Source organism: Pseudomonas sp. SG20052 (assembly GCF_031766055.1).
Classification (GTDB): Bacteria; Pseudomonadota; Gammaproteobacteria; order Pseudomonadales; family Pseudomonadaceae; genus Aquipseudomonas; species Aquipseudomonas mandelii.
The window spans coordinates 4,383,429-4,408,708 of sequence record NZ_CP134498.1; the positions used below are offsets into that span (position 1 = coordinate 4,383,429).

The 25,280-nt window shown below is 59.9% G+C and carries 19 protein-coding genes, 4 tRNA genes and 2 pseudogenes; 7 read left to right on the plus strand and 18 right to left on the minus strand.

Features of this window, described 5'->3' with window-relative positions; translation table 11 throughout:
• Positions 1 to 79 precede the first annotated feature (79 nt).
• Positions 80 to 274: a carbon storage regulator CsrA gene (gene csrA, locus RHP74_RS20130; protein WP_007938114.1), complete on the plus strand. Its 195-nt coding sequence runs from the start codon at positions 80 to 82 to the stop codon at positions 272 to 274.
• Positions 275 to 460: 186 nt separating this feature from the next.
• On the opposite strand, the gene RHP74_RS20135 is transcribed toward csrA, so the two are convergent.
• Positions 461 to 916 carry a DUF2214 family protein gene (locus RHP74_RS20135; protein ID WP_077748036.1) on the minus strand — a complete coding sequence of 152 codons (456 nt, stop codon included), beginning with the start codon at positions 914 to 916 and terminating at the stop codon, positions 461 to 463.
• Positions 917 to 1,373: 457 nt separating this feature from the next.
• The gene (locus RHP74_RS20140; RefSeq protein WP_010455982.1) at positions 1,374 to 1,568 is read right to left on the minus strand and encodes a hypothetical protein; all 195 of its coding nucleotides are present in this window, start codon (positions 1,566 to 1,568) and stop codon (positions 1,374 to 1,376) included.
• Positions 1,569 to 1,759: 191 nt separating this feature from the next.
• On the opposite strand from RHP74_RS20140, the pseudogene RHP74_RS20145 reads away from it, so the two are divergent.
• A pseudogene (locus RHP74_RS20145) lies at positions 1,760 to 3,324 on the plus strand (methyl-accepting chemotaxis protein).
• A gap of 117 nt (positions 3,325 to 3,441) precedes the next feature.
• Here the strand turns inward: RHP74_RS20145 and RHP74_RS20150 are convergent.
• The 3 genes and pseudogenes from RHP74_RS20150 to RHP74_RS20160 form a co-directional block, all read right to left on the minus strand.
• On the minus strand, positions 3,442 to 3,618 hold the full coding sequence (locus RHP74_RS20150) for a hypothetical protein (RefSeq protein WP_172791342.1): 177 nt from the start codon (positions 3,616 to 3,618) through the stop codon (positions 3,442 to 3,444).
• Between the two features lie 79 nt (positions 3,619 to 3,697).
• Positions 3,698 to 4,951: pseudogene (locus RHP74_RS20155) on the minus strand (IS3 family transposase).
• A 121-nt stretch (positions 4,952 to 5,072) separates the two neighbouring features.
• Positions 5,073 to 5,149: transfer RNA gene (locus RHP74_RS20160), tRNA-Val, on the minus strand.
• 183 nt (positions 5,150 to 5,332) lie between these two features.
• Here RHP74_RS20160 and RHP74_RS20165 point away from each other — a divergent pair.
• Positions 5,333 to 6,616, plus strand: a complete 1,284-nt coding sequence (locus RHP74_RS20165; protein ID WP_102594073.1) for an FAD-binding oxidoreductase — start codon at positions 5,333 to 5,335, stop codon at positions 6,614 to 6,616.
• A gap of 120 nt (positions 6,617 to 6,736) precedes the next feature.
• On the opposite strand, the gene RHP74_RS20170 is transcribed toward RHP74_RS20165, so the two are convergent.
• From RHP74_RS20170 to RHP74_RS20190, 5 genes are all read right to left on the minus strand, one after another.
• Positions 6,737 to 7,708 (minus strand): XdhC family protein, encoded by a 972-nt coding sequence (locus RHP74_RS20170; protein WP_282410135.1) that lies wholly within the window; start codon positions 7,706 to 7,708, stop codon positions 6,737 to 6,739.
• Between the two features lies 1 nt (position 7,709).
• The gene (locus RHP74_RS20175) at positions 7,710 to 8,945 is read right to left on the minus strand and encodes a cytochrome c (RefSeq protein WP_311096178.1); all 1,236 of its coding nucleotides are present in this window, start codon (positions 8,943 to 8,945) and stop codon (positions 7,710 to 7,712) included.
• 2 nt (positions 8,946 to 8,947) lie between these two features.
• Positions 8,948 to 9,487 (minus strand): (2Fe-2S)-binding protein, encoded by a 540-nt coding sequence (locus RHP74_RS20180; RefSeq protein WP_010455997.1) that lies wholly within the window; start codon positions 9,485 to 9,487, stop codon positions 8,948 to 8,950.
• The gene (locus tag RHP74_RS20185; RefSeq protein WP_311096179.1) at positions 9,480 to 12,311 is read right to left on the minus strand and encodes a xanthine dehydrogenase family protein molybdopterin-binding subunit; all 2,832 of its coding nucleotides are present in this window, start codon (positions 12,309 to 12,311) and stop codon (positions 9,480 to 9,482) included. Before RHP74_RS20185 ends, RHP74_RS20180 begins: the two co-directional genes overlap by 8 nt.
• A gap of 184 nt (positions 12,312 to 12,495) precedes the next feature.
• A complete protein-coding gene (locus RHP74_RS20190) occupies positions 12,496 to 13,437 on the minus strand; it encodes a LysR family transcriptional regulator (protein ID WP_010456001.1) in 942 nt (313 codons plus the stop codon).
• A gap of 125 nt (positions 13,438 to 13,562) precedes the next feature.
• On the opposite strand from RHP74_RS20190, the gene RHP74_RS20195 reads away from it, so the two are divergent.
• The 4 genes from RHP74_RS20195 to aldA are packed head-to-tail and all read left to right on the plus strand — an operon-like array spanning position 13,563 to position 18,328.
• A complete protein-coding gene (locus RHP74_RS20195; protein ID WP_304818766.1) occupies positions 13,563 to 14,858 on the plus strand; it encodes an MFS transporter in 1,296 nt (431 codons plus the stop codon).
• Between the two features lie 16 nt (positions 14,859 to 14,874).
• On the plus strand, positions 14,875 to 16,059 hold the full coding sequence (gene rhmD, locus RHP74_RS20200; RefSeq protein WP_311096180.1) for an L-rhamnonate dehydratase: 1,185 nt from the start codon (positions 14,875 to 14,877) through the stop codon (positions 16,057 to 16,059).
• A gap of 14 nt (positions 16,060 to 16,073) precedes the next feature.
• Entirely contained in the window at positions 16,074 to 16,874 is an 801-nt protein-coding gene (locus RHP74_RS20205) for an aldolase/citrate lyase family protein (RefSeq protein ID WP_010456008.1), read from the plus strand.
• Positions 16,875 to 16,894: 20 nt separating this feature from the next.
• On the plus strand, positions 16,895 to 18,328 hold the full coding sequence (gene aldA, locus RHP74_RS20210; RefSeq protein WP_311096181.1) for an aldehyde dehydrogenase: 1,434 nt from the start codon (positions 16,895 to 16,897) through the stop codon (positions 18,326 to 18,328).
• Positions 18,329 to 18,474: 146 nt separating this feature from the next.
• Here the strand turns inward: aldA and RHP74_RS20215 are convergent, their stop codons facing one another.
• The 8 genes from RHP74_RS20215 to RHP74_RS20250 form a co-directional block, all read right to left on the minus strand.
• Positions 18,475 to 20,898, minus strand: a complete 2,424-nt coding sequence (locus RHP74_RS20215; protein WP_311096182.1) for a TonB-dependent receptor — start codon at positions 20,896 to 20,898, stop codon at positions 18,475 to 18,477.
• A gap of 67 nt (positions 20,899 to 20,965) precedes the next feature.
• A complete protein-coding gene (locus RHP74_RS20220; protein WP_311096183.1) occupies positions 20,966 to 21,916 on the minus strand; it encodes a FecR domain-containing protein in 951 nt (316 codons plus the stop codon).
• Positions 21,913 to 22,422, minus strand: a complete 510-nt coding sequence (locus RHP74_RS20225) for a sigma-70 family RNA polymerase sigma factor (protein WP_077750333.1) — start codon at positions 22,420 to 22,422, stop codon at positions 21,913 to 21,915. Before RHP74_RS20225 ends, RHP74_RS20220 begins: the two co-directional genes overlap by 4 nt.
• Before the next feature lie 249 nt (positions 22,423 to 22,671).
• Positions 22,672 to 22,748: transfer RNA gene (locus tag RHP74_RS20230), tRNA-Asp, on the minus strand.
• A gap of 105 nt (positions 22,749 to 22,853) precedes the next feature.
• Positions 22,854 to 22,930: transfer RNA gene (locus RHP74_RS20235), tRNA-Asp, on the minus strand.
• Between the two features lie 55 nt (positions 22,931 to 22,985).
• Positions 22,986 to 23,061 (minus strand) — tRNA-Val (locus RHP74_RS20240).
• 182 nt (positions 23,062 to 23,243) lie between these two features.
• Positions 23,244 to 24,017: an SDR family oxidoreductase gene (locus tag RHP74_RS20245; protein ID WP_010456018.1), complete on the minus strand. Its 774-nt coding sequence runs from the start codon at positions 24,015 to 24,017 to the stop codon at positions 23,244 to 23,246.
• On the minus strand, positions 24,014 to 25,225 hold the full coding sequence (locus RHP74_RS20250; RefSeq protein ID WP_010456020.1) for an O-succinylhomoserine sulfhydrylase: 1,212 nt from the start codon (positions 25,223 to 25,225) through the stop codon (positions 24,014 to 24,016). Before RHP74_RS20250 ends, RHP74_RS20245 begins: the two co-directional genes overlap by 4 nt.
• Between the last annotated feature and the right edge of the window lie 55 nt (positions 25,226 to 25,280).

Here is a 25,280-nt window from a genome sequence, read left to right on the forward strand (position 1 = left end):
CTTCGCACTAATCTATACATACCACCGACCTCTGCACTGTTCGAATCAGGTGCCCTACAAAGCAATCAAGGAGAAGACCATGCTGATACTCACCCGCAAAGTCGGTGAAAGCATAAATATCGGTGACGACATTACGATCACCATACTGGGCGTGAGCGGCCAGCAAGTCCGGATCGGGATCAACGCGCCGAAAGACGTCGCAGTGCATCGCGAAGAAATCTATCAACGCATTCAGGCTGGCCTGACCGCTCCAGACAAGCCGCAAACTCCCTGAATCCTGTTGCAGTCAGTAGCCAGCCCGTTCAGTCCCGGACAACGGCTGGCTAAAGATTCAAGCGTAGTATTGCCATCCGTTCGCCCCTGCCCGCCAAAAACGTGAAGCCGATATTAACGACACGTCCCCTGCCCTGACTGTCAGACGTTTCTGATTATCCCCCAGGAAGAACGTGATCCGACTCGGCTAACCAAACGTTACGCCGCGCGCCATGCCCGTGGCCGCCACCACCATCAGCAACACCAGCAGCCCTTCGATATGACTGATCCGCGCAAACAGCTTTGCGCGCCCGGTATCGATCGCCGCGCCACGACTCAGTGCTACCCGCCATTTGATCAGCGTGATCATCGGCGCCACTTCGAGCAGCAAGATCAGCACGAACAGCGTCATCTTGAGATGGAACAATGGCTGGTGAAGGTAGTAATCCGTACCTTTTTCGTACCCACCGAAGGCCCGCATCCCACCGGAGATCAAAAGGATGACGGCAGAGATCCCCCACAGATTATCGGCCATCAACACTCGGCGAGCCTCCCCCGACCCGGCCGCCAGACGGCTGAATGCGGTTCCCCGCGTCAGTACAGCCCAGAACCCCAAGGCGAAAGCCAGCAAGTGAATTGCCGCAAGCGACCAATGAACCAGCATCGATTGACTCCTATCAGACTGAGTTTGAGTTTGGCCAGTCAGTAGTAGTCCAAAAAACCGCGATTCGCCCGGGTTTGCACAGGAGGCGTTTAGCGCTTCTCCATAGAAGCGGCACGGCACACAGGCAACTTTTTCAGAGTGAAGGCAGGCAGCTGAGCTGTCCTTGCGATGTTCGAGCGAACCAGGACAAACCTCAGGCAAAAAAAAATCCCAAGCAGCTGATGGACGCTTGGGACTTAAAAATGCATAAACCGTGGTGGTGAACGCGAAGCAATCTTACCTAAAACCGACACTTGTAACAATATATTTTGAGGACCGTTCGGTTAATTAATTTTATAAGTTCTTAAATATCCACACTATTTTTGTGGAGCTTGAACAATCCTATAACGACCAGTGTCGTAACTGAGCATCTATTAGAGCGCCAAACAGAGAGCCCAGCACGATGGCTGGGCCCTGGTTATTTTCTGTTTTCCATCATCTTATCGGCGAGCGCTTTGGCCCTTTCAATCAATAGATTCTGCCTGTCTTCGTGAGTAGCCCCTCCGACAACGGGTGCCGTCAGATTGCTTTCCGCAATCAACGCAGCGCAGAAGTATTGATCCCAAACAGCCTTGCCCTCAGACGCCTGTTTGTTCATTTGGTCGGCGATCATATGCGGCTCCTTTTGGTGGGATAGCACCGCTATCTTACGCCTGAACCGCAAACAACCTCAGCCGCTGAAGACCAACGCAAACGCGCCAACCCATAAACTTTCCGACACAAGACAGTTTCATTTCCAAGAACTCGTTAACCTTTTGCAAATTCTTGCCGATGTCTCAAGCTTAGGGCATAGGAGCAACACAGATGAGAAACAATCAACCCGTTACACAACGTGAGGTTGCCCTTGGACCTCAACAGAAACTCATCTCGACAACGGACTCACGAGGGGTCATCACTTACTGCAACGACACCTTCGTAGACATCAGCGGTTTCAACAAGTCAGATCTGATAGGCGCGCCTCAAAACATCGTTCGTCATCCTGACGTGCCATCCGCCATATTCGCCCATATGTGGAGCGCCCTCAAACAAGGCAACCCGTGGATGGGCATCGTCAAGAACCGCTCCAGGAACGGCGACCACTACTGGGTCAATGCCTACGTCACGCCCATATTTGAAGGGAGCCAAGTCGTTGGTTATGAGTCGGTCCGGGTAAAACCGAGCATCGAACAAATCCGCCGGGCCGAAGCTCTCTATAAACGAATCAACCGGGGCAAGTCGGCAGTCCCCGGCAGCGACAAATGGCAACCCGTCTTGATGGACTGGCTGCCGTTCCTGGCCATGGGCTTAGCGGGGACTTTGGGCGGTGTTTTCCTCAGTCCTCCCTTGGCAGCATTGGTAGCCGTAGGTGTATCGGCTCCGATGGGCCTGATTGCTTCGCGCCGGCAGAAGCGCGGTGCGCTGCATCTGCTGGAAATGGCAGAGCTTCCACTTCCGACCAACTGATCGCGCAAATGTATAGCGACGAGCGAGGTCATCAGGCGCGTCTTGAAACGGCCTTCGTGAGCCAGGCATCACGCCTCAAGACTTGCCTGACACGCTTACAAGACACCGCAGAGCAGCTCACCGGGCTGGCCGGGAGATCTGATGCTCTCGCCTCCGACAGTTCACGTGGACTTGATCGCCAACGAATCGAAACCGAGCAGGTATCGGCCGCCGTCAATCAGATGGCAGCGACCACGCAAGAGGTCGCAAGCCACGTCCAGCGCACTGCCGACGCCACCCAGGCAGCCAACGTGCTGACAGGCCGCGGACGTGACGTAGCCCGGGACACCCGCGACGCCATTCAGCGGCTCTCCAATGTGGTAGGCGAGACAGGCCAGACCGTCGCGCAACTGGCCAAAGACAGTAACGAAATAGGGACGGTCGTCGATGTGATCAAAGGCATTGCCGATCAAACCAACTTATTGGCGCTCAATGCCGCAATCGAAGCTGCACGCGCGGGAGAAATGGGCCGAGGTTTCGCGGTCGTCGCAGACGAAGTGCGCCAATTGGCACAGCGAACAACCGAGTCGACGACCCAGATTCACGGCCTGATTTCCAAGCTACAGGTCTCTTCAAACAATGCCGTGAAGACTATGGAAAGCGGCCAGCGCCAGGCCGAAGAAGGAGTTGCGTGGGTGCTGGAAGCCGATAAAGCCCTGATCGGCATCAGTGAAGCCGTCGCCAACATCACCGATATGACCACCCAGATCGCGGCCGCGACTGAAGAGCAGTCGGCCGTCGCAGAGGAAATCAGCCGCAACATCACCACCATCGCAACCCTCGCCGATCAGACGTCTGAGCAAGCCAGGCATTCCGCCGAGGTAACCAAGGAACTAACACAGACAGCTAAAACTCAGTATTCGCTGGTTGAGCGCTTTAACCGATAGCCCCTGCTCTTACTGATCAGGGATCTAAATAGAAAAAGCAGGATGATCAATCCTGCTGTTTACGTCAGTTATCTGCTCGACGCTCAAGATTAGCTATGGCGTAAACGGCCGAGAAGCTCACTTGTTCCTCTGCATCCAGCCGATCAACATAAAGGCGAGCCCTGGAATGAGCAGCCCGGGCGCCATGTCACTGAACGTTGCTTCGTTCAACAAGCCGGTCAAGCCAAAGCTGGATCCGCAAATGGCCAGCGGGATGCCGGTTAGAAACATGGGATTTCGAAATGCCTTATCCATAGCAAGATCTCCTTAACAATTTAGCTGACTGAACTATACCGTCTGTAGGTGAGAGGCTGGAATTGCTAAACGCCAGTGTCTAGTCCTGAAATAGGTTTACACCTGTTTCACCCTAACGCCCGATGCACCGCATCGGGCGTTTTGTATTTCAAAGACAGGTGCGGTCGCTCGCCGTTGTAGATCGATACCGACTCACTCACCATCTTCTTCGCTTGCGTCAAATCCTGCGGCCGCTGAAGCATAAGCTCTGTCTTCAGTATCCCGTTGACCCTCTCTGCCAAGGCATTTTGGTAGCAGTCATAGCCATCCGTCATTGAACATCGAATGCCGTATTTCGCGTGCAACGCTTGGTACATCCCCGAGCAATATTGGATACCTCTATCTGAGTGGTGCACCAACGGCTGCTCTGTCCGACGGTGCTTTACCGCCCAGCTCAGCGCGTGTGCTACCGACTCGGCATGAAGGCTTTCATGGACGTGATAGCCCACGATCTTTCGCGAAAAAGCATCCGTCACAAGGCTCAGATAAGCCACACCTTCCTGAGTTGGCAAATAGGTTATGTCAGCCACCCAGACTTGTTCCGGGCCGCAGGGAACAACCTGATCAGGACCTGGTTTGAGCAGGTTCGGGTGGCGGTGAAAGCGATGATGACTATTGGTCGTCTTGTGATAAGCCCGCTTGCGAGCCACCAATAAACGCCGTTCACGCAGAATCGAAAACAGCCGATCTCGCCCCACTTGCAGCTCAAGTTGAGGCTGGCATTGCAGCAAGTAATACAGCTTTCGGGTGCCCAGCCGCGGCTGCCGCAGGCGCTTTTGTTGAACGAAATCGGCAACTTTCTGATCCAGAACCAGACGAGCTGCATCGGCGCGATTGCGTTTGTAGTAAGCCTGGCGGCTTATCCCCATGAACTGGCAAGCCCTGCTGATGCTCAGGTTTTGGATTCGTTTTTGCGCGAGGACTTGCCGGGACGCTTTTTTACGACAGAGAGACCGTAGTCATTTTTCAAGACATCCACGACCGCCTCGAAAAACTGCGCTTTCTGATTGGACAGCGCCAACTGTTCTTCAAGCTCTTTGATGCGTTGTTCTGGCGTTAATGGTCGGTTTTTGTCGGGCATAGACCCCATCCTCGGCGAGCCAATGTATGTGCCTGGGCTCCAATCCTGCCGACCGTGCTTGCGTAACCACGTCAGAACGGTCGTTTTGCCTTGAATCCCGTAGCGCTCCTGAGCCTCTTTATAGCTCAGCTCGCCTTTTTCGACCTGATCGACTACCGACAATTTAAAGGTCAGCGTGTAGTCTCGCTGACTACGCCTTTTTGCTGATTCCATTACGTCCTCCTGAAAAACAGATCAGAAGGTGTAAACCTTATTCAGGACGGGACACAGACAACAAAAAAGGGCCCACCTTTCGGTGAGCCCTTCTAGACCGCCCAGCAGAGCGGATTTTGTTTGGTAGGCGCGATTGGACTCGAACCAACGACCCCCACCATGTCAAGGTGGTGCTCTAACCAACTGAGCTACGTGCCTGCTGTGAGGCGGCATTCTACGGAATTCCGGAGGGGTGTCAACACCTTTTTTCGAGCTAACCCTATGAATATGCAAAATATTTAATTTAGCGGCGGTTAAGAAGATTTTCCGGTGGCTGGCGGTCGATTTTTAACTCGGGTAGGATCGAGGCACTCGTAAAATATATTAAACAGAGGCAGCCGGATGGCGAACACCCCCTACCCCGAATCCTATTACGCCGCGTCGGCCAATGCGGTTCCGCCGCGCCCGGCCTTGCAGGATGACGTAGAGACTGATGTCTGTGTGATCGGTGCCGGTTACACCGGTCTGTCCTCAGCCCTGTTTTTGCTGGAGAACGGTTTCAAGGTCACGGTGCTGGAAGCCGCCAAGGTGGGTTTTGGTGCGTCGGGCCGTAACGGTGGACAGATCGTTAACAGTTATAGCCGTGACATTGATGTGATCGAACGCAGCGTCGGTCCCAAGCAGGCTCAGTTGCTGGGGCAAATGGCGTTTGAAGGCGGGCGGATCATTCGTGAGCGGGTCGCCAAATATAATATCCAGTGCGACTTGAAGGACGGTGGCGTGTTCGCTGCCATCACTGCCAAGCAGATGGGCCATCTGGAATCGCAGAAACGCCTGTGGGAACGTTTTGGTCATACGCAGCTTGAGTTGCTGGATCAAAAGCGCATACGTGAGGTGGTGGCCTGCGAGCAATACGTCGGCGGCATGCTCGACATGAGCGGCGGGCACATTCACCCACTCAACCTGGCATTGGGCGAAGCGGCGGCGGTCGAGTCGCTGGGCGGTACTATTTATGAGCAGTCGCCAGCGGTCCGCATTGAGCGCGGCGCAAATCCGGTGGTGCATACGCCGCAGGGCAAGGTCAGGGCCAAGTTCATTATCGTGGCCGGCAATGCCTATCTCGGCAATCTGGTGCCGGAACTCGCGGCCAAGTCGATGCCTTGCGGCACTCAGGTCATCACCACCGAGCCTTTGGGCGATGAAATGGCCAAGCGTCTGCTGCCGCAGGATTACTGCGTCGAGGACTGCAATTACCTGCTCGATTACTACCGCCTGACCGGCGACAAGCGCCTGGTCTTCGGGGGTGGTGTTGTCTATGGCGCGCGGGATCCGGCGAACATCGAAGCGATCATCCGGCCGAAGATGCTCAAGGCGTTCCCGCAACTCAAGGACGTGAAGATTGATTACGCCTGGACCGGCAATTTCCTGCTGACCCTCTCGCGCCTTCCTCAGGTCGGGCGGATCGGCGACAACATCTACTATTCCCAGGGTTGCAGCGGCCACGGCGTCACGTACACGCACCTGGCGGGCAAGGTGCTGGCCGAAGCGCTGCGTGGCCAGGCTGAGCGTTTCGACGCGTTTGCCGATCTGCCCCACTACCCGTTCCCCGGCGGGCAATTGCTGCGCACACCGTTTGCCGCGCTGGGTGCTTGGTATTACGGGCTGCGGGACAAGTTCGGGTACTAAGAACGACTGAAATCCTTTGTAGGAGCGAGCCTGCTCGCGAAGGCGGCGAAACAGTCAACATGGATGTTGGATGTGCCGGCCTCTTCGCGAGCAGGCTCGCTCCCACAAGGGGAATGGTGTCTAAAGTCGATCCCGTGCGATGCCGCTGCGGATTCGCAGAATGTCGGCGAGCACGGCGAGGGCAATTTCCGCAGGGGTTTTACTGCCCAGATTCAGGCCGATGGGCGCATGAATCCGCGCCAGCTCTGCGTCTCCCAACCCACCAATCCTGCGCAACCGCTCGAAGCGCTTCTGCGAGGTCTGCAGGGAGCCCATCACACCGATGTAAAACGCCTCGGTGCGCACGGCTTCCATCATCGCCAAATCGTCGATGCGCGGATCGTGAGTCAAGGCCACCACCGCGGTGTCGCTGTGGCAGCCGCCATCAGCAATGAACACGGACGGCAATTGACGACGAATCTCAACGTTTTCCAGCACGACACCTTCCAGCACCTCGTCGCGCGGATCACAGAGAATCACCTCGAACCCGAGGCCAACCGCAAACTCCGCGCACACCTGGGCGACGCTGGAATACCCCGCCAACAGCAAACGCTGAGCCGCGCCGATCCGCACGCGCACCCGATCAATCTCCCGTTCGATGCGCACGCCCTGCTCACGATCAGTGAATAGGCTGCGTGCACCGCTGGCCAGATCGATCTCGCGGATCAGCCGCCGCTGGCCGAGCAACGCTGACTCCAGTTCCCGCAAATGAGCCTGAACTTCACACCCGGATTCGAGCTTCTCCACCAGTACATCGAGCACACCACCGCAGGGCAAACTCACACGAGAATGCGGATCGTCGCCTTCGCCATAACGGACCACGCTGACCGCATCAACAAACGCGCCCTCGGCGACGCGTTCGAGAAAGTCTTCCTCGACGCAGCCGCCGGACAGCGAGCCGATCCATTGTCCGTCGGTGTTCACCGCCAACAACGAGCCCGGCGCGCGCGGCGCCGAGCCATAGGTGGCGAGCACCGTGCACAGCCAGATGCGCTGGCCGGCCATCGACCATTCCAGCGCCCGGCGCACGACTTGCAAATCGAGATGCTGCATGTCAGTGCGCCTTGTGCTCGAGTGGCGGTGCATCGGCGCGCAACGTCTGCACGTCGCTCACGGCCAGATCACCTGTCTGACCACCCCACCCTTGACGCAGGTAGTTGAGCAGATCGGTGAGTTGCTCGTGACTGAGCTTCTCAGCGAACCCCGGCATCGGTTGCATGTGTTCGAACCCGGTGAATTTCTGCTCACCAATGCCGTCGTCGATCACCCGCACCAGGTTGCGCGGATCTTCCAGGCGCAGCGTGGTGTTGCCGCGCATGGCCACGGCGATGTGCGGCTTGCCCTCGCCGCCGACCGCGTGGCAACCGGCGCAGACGTTCAGGTAATCCTGACGACCGCGCTGGGCGCTGGCACCGAGCTTGTCCAGCGGCACGTCGGTCAGTACCTTCGCGGTCGGCGGTTGATCGCCGAGCAGGAAGGTTGCCATTGCTGCCAGGTCCGGGTCATTGAGGCCTTGGGTGCTGTTGTGAAACACCGGGAACATCTCGTTGAACATCGTGCCCTGGGCGCTCATGCCGTGTTTGAGGAACGTGCTCAGGTCCTGATGATTCCAGCCCCGAGCGGCCAGGTCGTTGGCCAGCAGGCTAGGCGCCAGATAGCCGTTGAGCACGCCGCCGGTCATGCGTTTGTCCTGCCGCATCGCGCCCGGCAAGCCGCGCGGGGTGTGGCATTCGCCGCAATGACCGAGCACGTCAACCATGTACTGGCCGCGCTTCCAGGCTTCGCTTTTGCCGTCGGCCGGCGCCAGTTTCACGTCCTTGCCGTAGAGCATGTTCCAGCCCGTCAAGCCCAGGCGCACGTTGAACGGAAAGCTCAGGCTCGTGACCGGCGCTGCCCGTTCGATCGGCTCGACGGTTTTCAGGTACGCGTGAATCGCATCGGAATCTGCGCGCGGCATCAAGTGATAGGAGGTGTACGGCATCGCCGGGTACAGGTTCGCACCATCGCGACGCTTGCCCTCGGTGAGCGCGGCGAAGAATTCGTCATCGTTGTACAAACCGATGCCGTGCTCTTTGCTCGGGGTGATGTTGGTGCCGTAGATCGTGCCGAACGGCGAGACGATCGGCAGCCCACCGGCATACGGCGCGCCACCCGGCGCGGTGTGGCAGGCCATGCAATCGGCGGCGCGGGCGAGATAGGCACCACGAACGACTTGATCATCCGCATGAGCCAGCAACACAGACGCAGCCAGACCCACCGCCAACGCCAGACGGGACAGTAAATGCTTCATGCTCAACCCTCCTTGACCAGGCCGAGATCGGTCAGCACGTTGCGCGTCGCGCTGTAATACCGCACGTAGCCGGTGCAGCGGCAGATATGGTGACCGAGGCTGTCCTCGATGACTTTTTCCAGCTGGCTTTTGACGATGGGCTGACGTTGCAGCTTCTCCACCAACACCGTCGCGGCATTTACAAAACCCGGTGCGCAGTAGCTGCACTGGAAGGCAAATTCATCGACGAAGCGCTGCTGGATCGGATTGAGTTCAGTGACCTGGCCCTGTTCATCGCGGGTCGCGTGGCCTTCAATGGTCCGCACTTTTTTGCCTTCGAAATAGTGCGCACCGGTGATGCAGGTGCGTACTTCTTCGCTGGTGCCGTCCGGGTTGTCGACGATCACTACGCAGGCGTGGCAGATGCCCTGGCCGCAGCCCAGGCGCGAGCCGGTGAGGTTTTTGTATTCGTGCAGGTAATCGATCATCGGCAGGTCATCAGGGATGTCCACCGGGCCGACGGATTGACCATTGAGGGTCAGTTGAAGCGGACGGTTAGCCATTGAGGGCCTCCTTGATGCGGGCAGAAGTGATAGGCAGGTCGCGGACCCGTTTGCCGATGGCATGCGCCACAGCGTTACCGATGGCACCGACCACCGGGATCATCACCACTTCGGCGATGCCCTTGGATGGATCGCTCGGCGACAGCGGCGGCAGGATCTCGGCCGTCTGCGTCCACACCGCTACGTGTCGCGCCATTGGCAAGCGGTAGCGGTTGAAATTCCAGTCACCCTCCCCCGGCCCGCCTTCGTACAGCGGCATCTCCTCCATCAGCGCATGGCCGATGCCCATGGCGATCCCGCCTTCGAGCTGGCCCTTGACCAGTTCTTCCACCAGCACCCGACCGCACTCGACCCACGAGTGATGGTTGAGCACCTGCACTTCGGCGGAGCCCTTGTTCACTTTCAGTTCCACCAGCGTCGCCACCGGGCTGTAATAAGTCACCGCCGCGTTGTTCAACTGCGTGTCCGGGTAATGCACGTTCTGGCGATCCAGCAAGTGAAAACCGGCGCTGTTCATCTGTGCCTTTTTCACGCTCGGCGCGCCGTCGCCGTACTTGACCGCCAAGCCGTCCAGCGGCAGACGTTCACGCACGCCGTCGATGCTGAACTCGGCCTCGGCCCAGCTCCAGCGGTTGAAACCGTGCACGGTCGCGCCGGTCACCAGGCCTTTTTCGTGGGCGTGCCTGGCCAGTTGCTCAAAGCTCAGCGGCTGCATGCCGTTGGCGGTGAGTCGGCCGTCGACCCAATGCGCATCTTCACGGCGCACCACATACGGGTTGGCCTGGCCGCCGTAAGGGCCCTGACCCCAGATCTGCAACGCCGCCGGCCACAAACCGTGGTTGAACAACACGCGCGCCGCTTCACGGGTGGCGTGGCTGAAGTAATAGGCGGAGTTGGTCGCCGATGAGGCCGAGGCGAGTTTGCCGACCCAGCGCGGATTGCGCAGCACAGTGTCCTGCTCGGCCTGGCTCATGAGGTACGGGTTGCCGCCGGTGATCAGCTGCAACTCTTTCCATTCGGTCTCGCCGGTCTTCACTTCAGTCGCCGGGACGCCAAGGAAATCCGCCACGACCAAGGCTTGCGAGGTGGACATGCCGGTGCCGATTTCGATACCGATGTGGCGCAGGGTGATGTGCCCATCAGCGGTGAATTCGATGCTGGCCATCGGCGCTTCGGAACCGGTGCCGAAGTCTTTCTGGCAGATGGCAAAACCGACGCCGTACCAGTTGTCCGGGTCCCGGGCTTCGCGCTGCTTTTTGATCGCGTCGCGGTTTTTCCAGACTTCGTGGACAGCGGCTTTATCGAGAATTTCGTGCAGGCGCAACGCGCCTGCCGGCACCGCGCCCTGGGTGTTTTCCATGCCCGAGACCATGGCGTTTTTCTTGCGCAGATCAATGGCGTCAATGCCGAGGCGATCGGCAATCTCATCGACCATCATCTCGGTGGAGGCCATGCTTTGCAGGGTGCCGTATCCACGCATCGACCCCGCTTCAACGGCGCGGGAATGGTAGGCGGTGACCTGCAAATCGTTCTGCGGCATGTAGTAGATCGACTGCGCCGCCGTGGCGCCAACCGCCGCCACAGAGGGGCTGTAGTTGATCCGTCCACCGCCGTCGACGTTCATCTCGGCGCGGAAAATCTTGAAGCTGTGATCGGTCTTGTCCACCGCCAGTTGGTAGCGGATGTCGAACGGGTGACGCTTGATGCCGCTCTGGAACTGCTCGTAGCGATCGTTGGCCAGACGCACCGGCACACCGGCGCCGTACAACGCCGCAAGCGCCGCGTAGTACACGAAAATGTTGTGATCTTTGGAGCCATAACCGACGGTGTAGCCCGGGTGCATGTTCAGGTTGGCCAGGCCGAAACGCGACGGTGCGATCATCTTCGCGGTTTCGGTCGCGGTCTCCAGCGGGCACTGGGTGGCGACGACAAAATGCAGGGTTTTGGTCGCCGGGTCGTACCAGCCGTTGCCGTTGTCCGGTTCCATCGCCGCCGGTTCGATCGACGGGGTTTTGTAACGCTCGTCGAACACCAGCCAGTTGTCTGGCGGCGTGTCGATTTGCTGCTTCATGCGCTCGGCGTAGAACAAGCCGCGCTCGGTCAGGTTGCCGTGCAGGTTCGGTTGGGAATTCCACACCGGACGACGGTTGCGCAGCATTGGGAACAGGATCGAATCCTTCAGGCTGGCGAATTCGTCTTCATCCGCCGAGGTCGCCCCACCGACGCGCACGTAGCGGAAACTGCCGTAGGGATCGCCTTCATAGAACGGCACTTTGTCGCCGTAACGAATCGCTTTGTCATTGAATTTGAGTCTGGCCTTGGCCTGGCGGAAGCGTTCGAAGTCGTTCCAGATCAGGATCGCCACGGGATGGCCGATGAACATCGGCACCTTGCCCTCCGGCAGCAGCGGATCCGGCGCGTGCTCTTCCGGGAAGGCGATGCCGTCCTTGTCCAGGTCGGCGGCGGTGACGATGCGGTCCGGCTGCAAGTCGGCGCCGAGCCACGTCAGGTCGTAACCGGCATAAATGCGATCGGCCTTGGTGGTCTTCAGCAGCATGGCGTGGCCTTGTTGCTGCGGCCAGCCCGGCATGTCCTTGGCGCGGATGTCACGGGCAAACACTTTGCTGCCGCAGACCTTGGACAAGGCATCGTTACGCGAGCGCGCCTTGCCGTTGTTGCCGAGCCATTGCTCGGACGGCACGGTCACGCTGTTTTCCATCAAGGCCGCCAGCGCCTGACTGCTGAGCGGCGTGAGCGTCACGCTCACACCCGCCACCAGCCCGCCCTGAAGGAACGAGCGCCGGGATATTTCACGGTTGGACATGGATCATCCTCTGGGCGGTTATGGGTCCGCCCTTCTGGTTATGTTCTGGGGATCTCGAGTCTTGCAGAAGCCCTTTTTGACGAAGCAAAGGGCTGTGTTGACAGTGCAAAGCTGACCGAAAGGTTAACTTTATAGATATATCGGCTTGTAGAAAACAACTGGCAACAAAAATCTGACCAAATAATCAGAAAACCGCCGCTTTCCGGCGAAGCAAATCGATGAACAAACCCAACTCCCGGCTGATGTGTTCGCCCTTGCGCAGCAACAATCCGAATGGCGCCAGTTGCACATCCAGCTCCACCGGCAGCGCCACCACCAGACCCATTTTCAGGTAGTCGCGCAACGCGGTTTCCGAGAGCACCATGATGGCGTCGGTCAGTTGAATCAGTTGCTGCATCGAGTACACCGAGCTGCATTCGATGATGTCGGCGGGTGTCGGCAAGGCCAGGCGCTGCAAGGCCTGATCCAGCCCGATGCGCGCCGGGCTGGTTTCCGGCTGCAGGATCCACGGCCAGCCGCTGACCAGTTCCGAGAGTTCGAGCGTTTCCCGTTGCACCAAGGGATGACCGGCGTGAACGACAACCAGCAACCGTTCGTTGCCCAGTTGTTCGAACTCGTAATGTTCGCTGTCGGTGGCAGCGTTGCGACGGGCAATGGCGAGGTCGATGCGGCCCTGCTCCAGCAACTGGATCACCTGATCGCTGGTGTCGCCCATGATGCGAATGCGCAACTGCGGATTGAGCGCCTTGATTTCGGCAATCGAATCCATCACCAGGTCCGGTGCGGCGCCCATGATGGTGCCGATGGACAGATAACCGTAACCGCCCTGCTGCCGCGCGATCAGGTCTTCGGCGCAGCGGTCGAGGCCGCTGAGGGCGGATTCGGCGAAACGAATCAACTCGCTGCCCAGTGCTGTTGGCCGCATTCCGCGCGGCAGGCGCTCGAACAGGTCGCAGCCGAACATGTCTTCAATCTCATGCAGCATCCGGGTCGCCGCCGGTTGCGACATGTTCAGGCTTTGCGAGGCGCGGTGCAGGTTCTGGCTGCTGCTGAGCGTCACCAGCATGTGCAAATGCTTGTAGCGCAGACGGTTGAGCAGGCTGCGGGAGATGATCGGCGTGGTCATGGCGGGCCTTTGTTATCGATACCCTCGAGGTATCAGTTGTGAGCTAGATTCGATTTGTAACGCATCGATCCGCGGCCGTACAGTCTTTCCCATAAGAACAAATGCCCTACCAAAGGAAAACTGCGATGAAGACTCTACCTGCGCCTCTGCTCGCCAAAATTTCCTGGCGGCTGCTCCCCTTCCTGCTACTGATGTACATCATGGCCTTCCTCGACCGCGCCAACGTCGGGTTCGCCAAGCAAGCCTTTCAAGCCGACACCAACATCAGCGACGCCGCCTTCGCCTTCGGCGCCGGGGTGTTTTTCGTGGGTTACGCGCTGCTTGAAGTGCCGAGCAATCTGATCCTGCACCGTGTCGGCGCCCGCCTGTGGATGTGCCGGATCATGGTGACCTGGGGGCTGGTCTCCGCCGCCATGGTCTTTGCCCACACCGAAACCAGTTTCTACGTCCTGCGCTTTTTGCTGGGCGTGGCCGAGGCCGGTTTCTTCCCCGGCGTGATCCTTTACCTCACCTACTGGTTCCCCAGCGCCGCGCGCGGCAAAGCCATGGGTTTTTTCTACTTCGGTGCACCGCTGGCGTTCATCTTTGGCAGTCCGTTGTCTGGCTTGCTGTTGGAGCTGGACGGATTTGCCGGCGTCCACGGCTGGCAATGGCTGTTCGCGGTTGAAGGCTTGATGGCCACGGCGGTGGGCGTCTGGGCTTATTGGTATCTGGACAATCGCCCGGCCGACGCGAAGTGGCTGACGGTTGAAGAACGCCAGCAAGTGCAAGGCATCCTCGATCAAGAAGATAGCCACAAACAGAATCATGGCCGCAGCCTGCTCAATGTTCTGTGCCAACCCTCAGTTCTGTACTTGTGCCTGATTTATCTGCTGATTCAGGCCAGCGTCTACGGCGTGGTGTTCTATCTGCCGACCCAGGTCGGCGGGCTGCTGGGCACAAAGGTCGGGCTGATGGTCGGACTGGTCACGGCGATCCCATGGATCTGCGCGATAGTCGCGGCGTACCTGATCCCCGGCTACAGCGACCGCACCGGCGAACGTCGCCGCACCGCCTGCCTGACGTTGCTGATGTCCGCAGCCGGAATCGCCTGCTCGGTGACCTTCGCCAGCCCGTTCCTCGGCATCGTCGCCCTGTGTTTCGCCGCTTCGGGTTTCATCGCTGTGCAACCGGTGTTCTGGACCTTTCCTTCCAGCTATCTCGCCGGCAGCGCCGCTGCAGCCGGGATTGCCCTGATCAACTCGTTCGGCGCCCTCGGCGGCTTCATCGCCCCGGTCCTGAAGAACTGGGCCGAAGGCGCCTTCCATTCACCGGCCGCAGGCTTATACGTACTGGCCGGCACCACCGTCATCGCCGCGTTGCTGGTCCTGGGCATCCGTTCACCCGTCCAGAAACCTTCCAACACACCGGCCACCGTTTAACCTGAGGAGTCACACCATGGGCATTCCAACCATCAAACACGTCCGCGCCTTCACGTTGAGAGGCGGCGGCGCGGATTATCACGATCAGGCGGACGGTCACTGGATCGACGATCACATTGCCACGCCGATGAGCAAATACCCCGAGTACCGCCAGAGCCGCCGCACCTTCGGCATCAACGTGCTCGGCACGCTGGTGGTCGAGATCGAAGCCAGCGACGGCACGGTCGGTTTCGCCGTCACCACCGGTGGCGAGCCTGCCGCGTACATTGTCGAAAAACACTTGGCGCGTTTCCTCGAAGGCGCACGGGTCACCGACATCGAAAAAATCTGGGACCAGATGTACCAATCGACCCTGTATTACGGTCGCAAAGGCATCGTCATCAACACGATCTCCGGGGTTGATCTGGCGTTGTGGGACTTGCTCGGCAAGATCCGCAAAGAGCCGGTGCATCAGTTGCTCGGCGGTGCGGTGCGCGACGAATTGCAGTTCTACGCCACCGGCGCCCGTCCGGACCTGGCGCAGAAAATGGGCTTCATTGGCGGCAAGATACCGTTGCATCACGGCCCGGCCGAAGGCGAGGAAGGCCTGCGCAAGAACCTCGAAGAACTGGCGACCATGCGCGAGCGGGTGGGCCCGGACTTCTGGCTGATGCTCGATTGCTGGATGAGCCTGGACCTCAACTACGCCACCAAGCTGGCGGTCGGCGCCCACGAGTACGGTTTGAAGTGGATCGAAGAGGCTCTGCCGCCGGACGATTACTGGGGCTACGCGGCCCTGCGCAACAACGTGCCCAAAGGCATGCTGGTGACCACCGGCGAACACGAAGCCACTCGCTGGGGTTTCCGCATGCTCCTGGAAATGGGCTGCTGCGACATCATCCAGCCGGACGTCGGCTGGTGCGGCGGGATCACCGAACTGGTGAAGATTTCCGCCCTGGCCGATGCCCACAACGCGCTGGTGATTCCTCACGGTTCTTCGGTTTACAGCTACCACTTCGTCGCCACCCGGCATAACAGCCCGTTCGCCGAGTTTCTGATGATGGCGCCGAAGGCTGACGAAGTGGTGCCGATGTTCCACCCGCAATTGCTCGGCGAACCGGTTCCGGTGAACGGCCGCATGCGCCTCTCGGCACTCGACCAGCCAGGTTTCGGCGTGACCCTGAACCCGGAATGCCAACTGCATCGGCCGTACAACCGCTGAGAAAGGACCCCGCTATGAACATGCCTCACAACGCTTTCAAGGCCGCGCTGAAAAATCCGGCGACCCAGTACGGAATCTGGGCCGGTTTCGCCACCGGCTACGCCGCCGAAATCGTCGCCACCACCGGTTACGACTGGATGCTGATCGACGGTGAACACGCGCCGAACACCGTGCCCGGCGTACTCGCGCAATTGCAGGCGGTGGCGCCCTACTCCACGGCGCCCGTGGTGCGTGCGGTGACGGGCGATGCCAACTTGATCAAGCAACTGTTGGATATCGGTGCGCAGACGCTGATGATTCCGATGGTGGAAACCGCAGAGCAAGCGGCCGCCCTGGTGCGCGCCATGCGTTACCCGCCCCACGGTGTTCGCGGCGTCGGCGGCGGTTTGACCCGCGCCACGCGCTGGGACGGCGTGCCCGATTACCTCAACACCGCCCATGAACAGTTGTGCCTGATCGTTCAGGTGGAATCGCGGATTGGCGTGGAAAACGTCGAAGCGATCGCCGCCGTCGAAGGCGTCGACGCGGTGTTTATCGGCCCGGCGGATTTGTCCATCGGCCTCGGCCATGCCGGCAACCCTGGCCATCCTGACGTTCAGGAACGCATCCAGCACGCAGTGAAAGCAACGCTCGCAGCCGGCAAGGCTTGCGGCATCCTCGCGCCGAACGAAGAAGACGCGCGCCGCTATCAAAGCTGGGGGTGTCAGTTCATTGCCGTGGCCATCGACATCAGCCTGCTGCGCCAAAGCGCCATGGCCACCCTGGCCCGCTATCGCACACCAGCCACCGAACACGCGCCGTCGCGCACTTACTGATCAGCCAAGGAGTCGCCCCAATGTCGTCCGTGCCCGTGTACGAAAACTTCATCAACGGCCAGTTCGTGGCCAGCACCGACCATATCGATGTGATCAACCCGGCCACGGGTGTCGTGCTGTCGAAAGTCCCGGCCTCGACGGCCGAAGACGTCGACCACGCCCTTGCCGCCGCGCGCGCCGCGCAAAAAGACTGGTCGCGCAAACCGGCGATTGAACGCGCCGGGCATCTACGCCGGATCGCCGCCAAGCTGCGGGAGAACGTCCAGCACTTGGCCCGCACCATCACCCTCGAACAAGGCAAGGTCAGCGGCCTGGCGGAAGTGGAAGTCAATTTCACCGCCGACTACCTCGACTACATGGCCGAGTGGGCCCGGCGCATCGAAGGCGAAATCATCACCAGCGACCGGCAGAACGAAAACATCTTTCTGTTTCGCAAACCACTGGGCGTGGTCGCCGGGATTCTGCCGTGGAATTTCCCGTTTTTCCTGATCGCCCGCAAGATGGCGCCGGCCCTGCTGACCGGCAATACCATCGTGATCAAACCCAGTGAAGAAACCCCGAACAACTGCTTCGAATTCGCCCGGCTGGTGGCCGAAACCGATCTGCCGGCGGGCGTGTTCAACGTGGTTTGCGGCGATGGTCGAGTGGGCGCAGCGCTCAGTGCGCACAAGGGCGTGGACATGATCAGCTTCACCGGCAGCGTCGACACCGGTTCGCGAATCATGGCCGCCGCCGCACCGAACATCACCAAACTCAACCTGGAACTGGGCGGCAAGGCGCCGGCCATTGTGCTGGCGGATGCCGACCTTGATCTGGCAGTAAAAGCCATTCGCGATTCGCGGATCATCAACAGCGGTCAGGTGTGCAATTGCGCCGAGCGGGTGTACGTCGAACGCAAGGTCGCCGACTCGTTTATCGAACGCATCGCAGCGGCGATGAGCGCCACCCGTTATGGCGATCCGATTGCCCAGCCAGAGGTGGAAATGGGCCCGCTGATCAACCGTCAGGGCCTGGACAGCGTCAACCGCAAAGTGCGCACGGCCTTGAGCCAGGGCGCGAGTCTGATCAGCGGTGGGCAGATTGCCGATTTGCCGAACGGCTTTCACTTCCAGCCCACGGTATTGGCCGGGTGCAGCGCCGACATGGAGATCATGCGCGAAGAGATTTTCGGCCCGGTGCTGCCGATCCAGATTATCGACGACCTCGACGAAGCCATCGCCCTGGCCAACGACTGCGACTATGGCCTGACTTCGTCGATCTACACCCGCGACCTCAGTAAAACCATGCACGCAATGCGCGAGCTGGATTTTGGTGAGACTTACGTCAACCGCGAGAACTTCGAGGCCATGCAGGGCTTCCATGCCGGGGTGCGTAAATCCGGGATTGGCGGGGCGGATGGCAAGCATGGGCTTTACGAGTACACCCATACGCATGCGGTGTATTTGCAGGGCTGAGTCTTGCGGCGTTGCTGATGCCGCTATCGCGAGCAGGCTCGCTCCCACAGGGGATTGGTGTTGTTGATTAAATCTATGCAACAACACAAAACCAGTGTGGGAGCGAGCCTGCTCGCGATGGCGTCGGGTCAGTCAGCGCGATGCCGTCAGAAGTCGACGGTCGCCGAAAGCAGATAGGTCCGCGGTGTCGACAACGTCAACCCTGGCTCACTGTCATCCGACGCCCCGGCCGAACTCCAGTAGCGCTTGTCGGCCACGTTCTCGATATTGGCGCGCAATGTGATGTTATTTTCCTCGACCTTGAACGCGTAGCGTGCGCCCACGTCGAAACGCTCCCACGAGTCGATCTCCTTGTTGTTGGACTGGTCCAGATACTGCGAACTGGAATAGATGCCCCGGCTGGTGAGGGTCAGGCCCTGCACGGTCGGCACGTCCCACTCGGCGCCCAGGTTGACGTTGTATTTCGGAGTGGCCGGCGCCCGGTTGCCGTCGAAGGTGCCATTGGCGGTGTTGGTCAACTCGCTGTCGATATACATGACGCCGCCGAGCAGGCGGAAACCCTCGAGTGGCTCACCGAACACACTCAGTTCCACACCCGTGTTTTCACGCTTGCCGTTCGGGCCGAAAACCCGCGTGGTGGCGTTGGTCTCATAGGCTGGCTGCTTGATCCGGAACACCGCAGCGGTCATGGCAAACGCGCCGGCGTCATACTTGGCGCCGACCTCGACCTGGCGGCTGATGAATGGCGGGAAAATCTCGTCTTCGTTGATCGAGGTCGACGGCGCGATCTTGCCTTGGCTCAGGCCTTCCATGTAGTTCGCGTACAGCGACAGCTTATCGGTGGCCTTGAACAGGATGCCGCCCGACGGCGAAACCTTTTCCTCGTCGTAGGCGGTGTCGCCTTTGACGTTATCCGACCAGTCGTCGACCTTCACCCGCTGCCAGCGGGCGCCCAGGGTCAGCAGCAAACGGTCATCGAAGAATCCCAGGGTGTCGGACAAGGCCACGCCGCTGAAGCGGTTCTCGGTATAGACCTTCGGATCCTGGCGCGTCGGCCTGACCGGCGTCGGTGTTTCCACAGGGTTGTAGAGGTTGCTGGGGGCCGCCGCGTAACGTGCGCCGCCATTTTCGAAGTCCATGTAGAAATAACTGGCCGCCAGGTTCACCTCATGGCTCACCGGGCCGGTATGAAACCAGTTGCGCACCCCAGCCGTGGCCGTCCGGACGTTTTCGTCACGGGTGAAATCACGGGGTTGAACGCTGAAATCGCCCTTGTCGTTGGTGACCGCGACGGCATGCCGGAGAAAGTCATGATTGCTTTTGCGCGCGCCCACACCGCCGTAGAGCATGACGGAATCGTTGACGTCGAATTCGGCGTTCACCGTGCCAAAGGTGTCGTTGGTACTCGCCTTGCTCCAGGGTTGTGCATAGTTGTGACGCACATCGCTGGCATGTGGAACCTGCGCGTTGGCGTTGACCTGCACCCGCTCCTGCGGCGCGTCGGTATCACGCTCGGTACGGCCGACGTCCGTCGAGAGACGCAGGCGTTCACCGCGAAAATCCAGGCCCAGCACGGCCATCTCGCGGTCGACATTCTGCTGATCCCATTCGGTGTCGCCGGACTGCTTCACGCCATTGAAACGAATGCCGAACTTGTTATCTTCACCAAAGCGCCGGCCAACATCCACTGCGCCGCCGACCTGGCTGTCGGAAGCGTACATACCGGTAAACGAAGTAATGGGCTTGTCGGTGGCGCGCTTGGCCACCACGTTGATCCCGCCACCCACGCTGCCCCGCGGCGAGATGCCGTTGATCAGTTGGCTCGGACCTTTGATCACATCGACACGATCGGCCATCTCCATATCAATCGTATAAGTCGGCAACACGCCGTAGAGACCGTTGTAGGCGACATCACTGTTGAACAGACTCAACCCTCGAATGGTGAACTGCTCATAGCGCCCACCCGCCGGGTTCGTGGCACGAACCGATGGATCGTTGGCGATCAGGTCGCCCAAGGTCCGCGCCTGCTGGTTCTTGACCACCTCGCTGGTGTAGGTGGTCATGCTGAACGGCGTTTCCATGAAATCTTTGGAGCCCAGCAAGCCTTGCGAACCGCGACGCGCGACCTGGCCGCCGGCATACGGATCACCGCCCACCGGGTCGATGGAACCGAGAATCGAGGTGGCGCCGAGTTGCAGACCGCTGCCTTCGGGCGCCGAGGTCAGGATGTAGGCCTGCTCGCCCACCGGTTGCAGTTGCAGACCGGAACCCTGCAACAGCCGCGCAAAGCCCTCCTCCACGGCGAACTCGCCGGACAGACCGGGGCTGTTGCGACCGCTCACCAGCGCCGGGTCCACAGACAGATTGACCCCGGCCAGACCCGCGAAACGGGTCAGCGCTGCACCAAGGCTGCCTGCCGGCACCTGATAACTGCGTCGAGGCGCGTCTTCGGCCCAACCGGCGGTGATAAACAACGGACAGGCACTGAGGCTCAGCAACAGGCTCAAGTGCATTAACGGGCGCAGGCGGGATGAAGCCAAACGCGGACTCGACGGGAACACTGCGGGCATTGAAGAAGCTCTCTTGATTCGTTCACTTGCCTTGAATGACAAGCAACGCGAAAAAAGGGGACACCCTTCAAACACTATTTTTGCGCGGCAGTAGCGTGACCCAATAACGCGTACGCGAATGCACCTCCAGCGGCAAGCTGGCCGCTAACAGCGTGAGGATACGATCGGTGTCTTCCAGGCGAAAACTGCCGGTGACACGCAGGGATTCCAGTTCCGGCTCCCAGCGCAGCACACCCGGGCGATAGGTGCTGAGTTCACGCAGGAAATCCCCCAGAGGCTGGTTCTGTGCCATCAACACACCGTCTCGCCAGCCTGGAGCAAGCACGTCGAAGGGCTCCACAGCGCCGGCACCTGCCGCCTGAAGGCTGACTTGCTGGCCTGCGCGCAGTGAAAAGACCGGTCCGCGCAAAGGCTCCAACTGCACCGCGCCGTTGAGCACCGACACCCGGCAACCCGTCGGCCACTGGCGAACACACACTTCGCTCTGACTGACGACTACCTGGCCGAAGTGAGTCTGGATCGTCAGCGGCGACGAACCGGGGACTTTCAGGGCTATTTCGCCCTCCACGAGCTTCAGTAGCCGAGTGCTCAGATCGATATCGACGGCGCTCGCGGTGTTCAATTGCAGCGAGCTGCCATCGGCCAACCGGACTTTCTTGCCCTCGCCGGTCGCCGTGCGCAGGTCGGCGCCCCAGACATCCAAAGGCAACTGCCGACTGATCAGCCAGGCAGTCGGCACCAACGCCACCGCTCCCACGGCGCGCTTGAGCACCGCACGCCGGCTCGGCTGCGGCCTATCCAGACTGGCCATCGCCAATGCTGACGGCAGGTCGCTAAAACGTTGACGCAAGCGTTGCGCTTTCTGCCAGGCCTGTTCGTGACTGGAATGGCTGTCACGCCAGGTCTGCAACTCGGCACGGTCCTGCTCATTGGCAGTGCCCGATTCCATCAGCGCCAGCCACTGCGCGGCAGCCCGCATGACGTGGCGGGCGTCGGCCGAAGGGGCTGAACCGATCACAGGTCCACCAGCAGGCAGTGTTCGTAGGCTTGGGCCATGTAGCGCTTGATCGTGCGTTCGGAGACTTGCAGGCGCTCGGCGATTTCCTGGTAACCCAGGCCTTCCAGTTGGCTCCAGAGAAATGCCCGTCGTACCGGAGTCGGCAATCCATCGAGCAATTCGTCGAGGGCTTGCAGGGTTTCCAACAGAATCCAGCGCTGCTCGGGGGATGGCACGCAGTCTTCAGGCAGCAGCGCCAGGGCGTTGAGGTAAGCCTGTTCGAGGCTGCGGCGCTTGTAGAAGTTGGTCAGCAGCCGTTTGCCCACGGTCGCCAGGTAGGCGCGGGGCTCTTGCAGGTCAGCAATGTGCTGGGAGCTGGCGAGCACACGCACGAACGTATCCTGGCTCAGGTCCGCCGCATCATGACCATTGCTCATGCGCCGCCTCAACCAGTTTTCGAGCCAGCCGCGATGGTCGCGGTACAAGTCATGGAAGGTTTGCTCCTCCGGCATCGCTGCATCGCTCATTTCAAGAAGCCCTGTGCCAAGGAGTTATCGTAAATGAGAGTGATTCTAATTAATGTCAGGCGTGCGAAGGAAGCCCTTTATGCATCGACTGAGCAGAAAGGTTCATTGGGGAGGGTATGGAGGAGAGAAAAGCCAAATCGCAGACACAAAAAACCCCGGTCTTTCGACCAGGGTCTTTGCTATCGACTCGAAGATTGCCAGCGGCTCTCTTCGTAGCTCCAAGGCGTTCAGCGGGCCTTGAGGCAGATATGGCGCAGCGGACGGGACTCGAACCCGCGACCCCCGGCGTGACAGGCCGGTATTCTAACCGACTGAACTACCGCTGCGTATCGCTTTGAGCTGACGCTCAATTAACTCGTCTGACTGAAAGCTCCGAGACTTTTCAATCTCTCTTTCAATCTCGAATCAGGTCAAGCCTGACTCGGAAAATATGGCGCAGCGGACGGGACTCGAACCCGCGACCCCCGGCGTGACAGGCCGGTATTCTAACCGACTGAACTACCGCTGCGCGTCGGTGGAGGCTTTTAACAGCTTCCATCTTGCTCTCGCAAGACTCTCGGATTTGGTGGGTGATGACGGGATCGAACCGCCGACATTCTGCTTGTAAGGCAGACGCTCTCCCAGCTGAGCTAATCACCCGTTTGCATCTCCGAGGCCGCGAAATTTACGCAGGTAGCGAACCTAAGTCAATAGCAGGATTGAAGTTTTTTCAAAACAGCTCCAAGTACAAGCTTCAAGCGGCAAGTAAAAGCAGGATCGCGTATTCAGGGCTTGCACGGGCTCGCATTTACTTGCCGCTTGTAGCTTGAGACTTGCAGCTTCTACTTGTAGACCATCTTCTTGGTCATGCCGCCATCGACCACAAATTCCTGGCCCGTGACGAACCCGGCATTCTTCGACAACAGCCACGCCACCATCGCCGCGACGTCTTCGACAGTCCCGACCCTGCCCGCCGGATGCTGGGCATGGTCGGCATCGGTCAGGGGGGCTGCACGTCGTGCCGCCGGGTCTCGCGCGTCGATCCAGCCAGGGCTGACCGCGTTGACGCGTATTTCCGGCCCAAGGCTGATGGCCAACGCGTGAGTCAGGGCCAGCAGGCCGCCCTTGCTCGCCGCGTAAGCCTCTGTATCAGGCTCTGATTGCCCGGCACGGGTCGAGGCCAGGTTGACGATCGCACCGCTGTGAGCGCGCAGATACGGCGCACAGTGTTTGGCCAACAGCATTGGCCCACTGAGATTGACCGCCAGCACCCGGTTCCAGTAAGCCAGGTCGAGGCTTTCCAGCGTGATGTTGTGCGGGTCGGCCACCGCCGCGTTGCACACCAGCGCATCCAGACGCCCGAATTGACCCAGCACCTCGGCAACGCCCAGCGCCACTTGCCCCTCGTTCGAGACGTCCATGGCGACGAACCAAGCGTTTGCGCCCAGCACTTTTGTCACCTTCGAACCACGCTCTCGATCAAGATCGGTCAGCACCACCTGCCAGCCTTCGCTGATCAGCCAGGCCGCGATCCCCAACCCGATGCCGCGTGCAGCACCGGTGACCAGTGCAACGCGGCCATGGGTGCCGGTACCCGGCGTCGCCAACTCGATCACAAGGCCGCCAACCCGCGCGCCAGATCGGCTTGCAGGTCTGCCACGTCTTCCAGACCGACAGCGATACGGATCAGGCTGTCACGAATGCCCGCCGCTTCACGCTCTTGCGGCGCCAGACGGCCGTGGGAGGTGGTGCTCGGGTGCGTGATCGTGGTTTTGCTGTCGCCCAGGTTGGCGGTGATCGAAATCAGACGGGTCGCATCGATAAAGCGCCAGGCGCCCTCTTTGCCGCCCTTGACCTCGAAACTCACCACGGCGCCGAAACCTTTCTGCTGGCGCAGCGCCAGTTCGTGCTGCGGATGGCTCTTGAGGCCGGCGTAATGGACTTTCTCGATGCCATCCTGCTGTTCCAGCCACTCGGCCAGTTGCTGGGCGTTGGCGCAATGCGCCTTCATGCGCAGGCTCAGGGTTTCCAGCCCCTTGAGGAAGATCCAGGCGTTAAACGGGCTCAGGGTCGGCCCGGCGGTGCGCAGGAAACCCACCACTTCTTTCATCTGCTCGCTGCGACCGGCGACAACGCCGCCCATGCAACGGCCCTGGCCGTCGATGAACTTGGTCGCCGAGTGCACGACGATGTCCGCGCCCATCTTCAGCGGTTGTTGCAACGCTGGGGTGCAGAAACAGTTGTCGACCACCAGCATCGCGCCTTTGGCATGAGCGATTTTCGCCAGCTCGGCAATGTCTACCAGCTCTGCCAATGGATTGGACGGCGACTCGACGAACAGCAATTTGGTGTTGGCCTTGATGGCTGCGTCCCAACCGGACAGGTCCGCCAAAGGCACGTAGTCGACTTCGATGCCGAAGCGCTTGAAGTACTTTTCGAAGAGACTGATGGTCGAGCCGAACACGCTGCGCGACACCAGCACGTGATCACCAGCGCTGCACAGGCTCATGACCACCGCCATGATCGCTGCCATGCCGGTGGCCGTGGCGACCGCTTGCTCGGCGCTTTCCAGCGCGGCAATGCGCTCTTCGAACGCGCGAACGGTCGGGTTGGTATAGCGCGAGTAAACGTTGCCCGGCACTTCACCGGCAAAGCGCGCCGCCGCATCGGCAGCGGTACGGAATACGTAGCTTGAAGTGAAGAACATCGGATCACCGTGTTCGCCTTCCGGCGTGCGGTGCTGACCGGCGCGTACGGCCAGGGTATCGAACGCTACGCCTTCGAGGTCGCTGTCCAGCCGACCGGCATCCCAATCCTGACTCATGCTGTCACTCCTTGCCTTGTTCTTTATAAGTAGATACAAAACCGGCCCCTCAGGG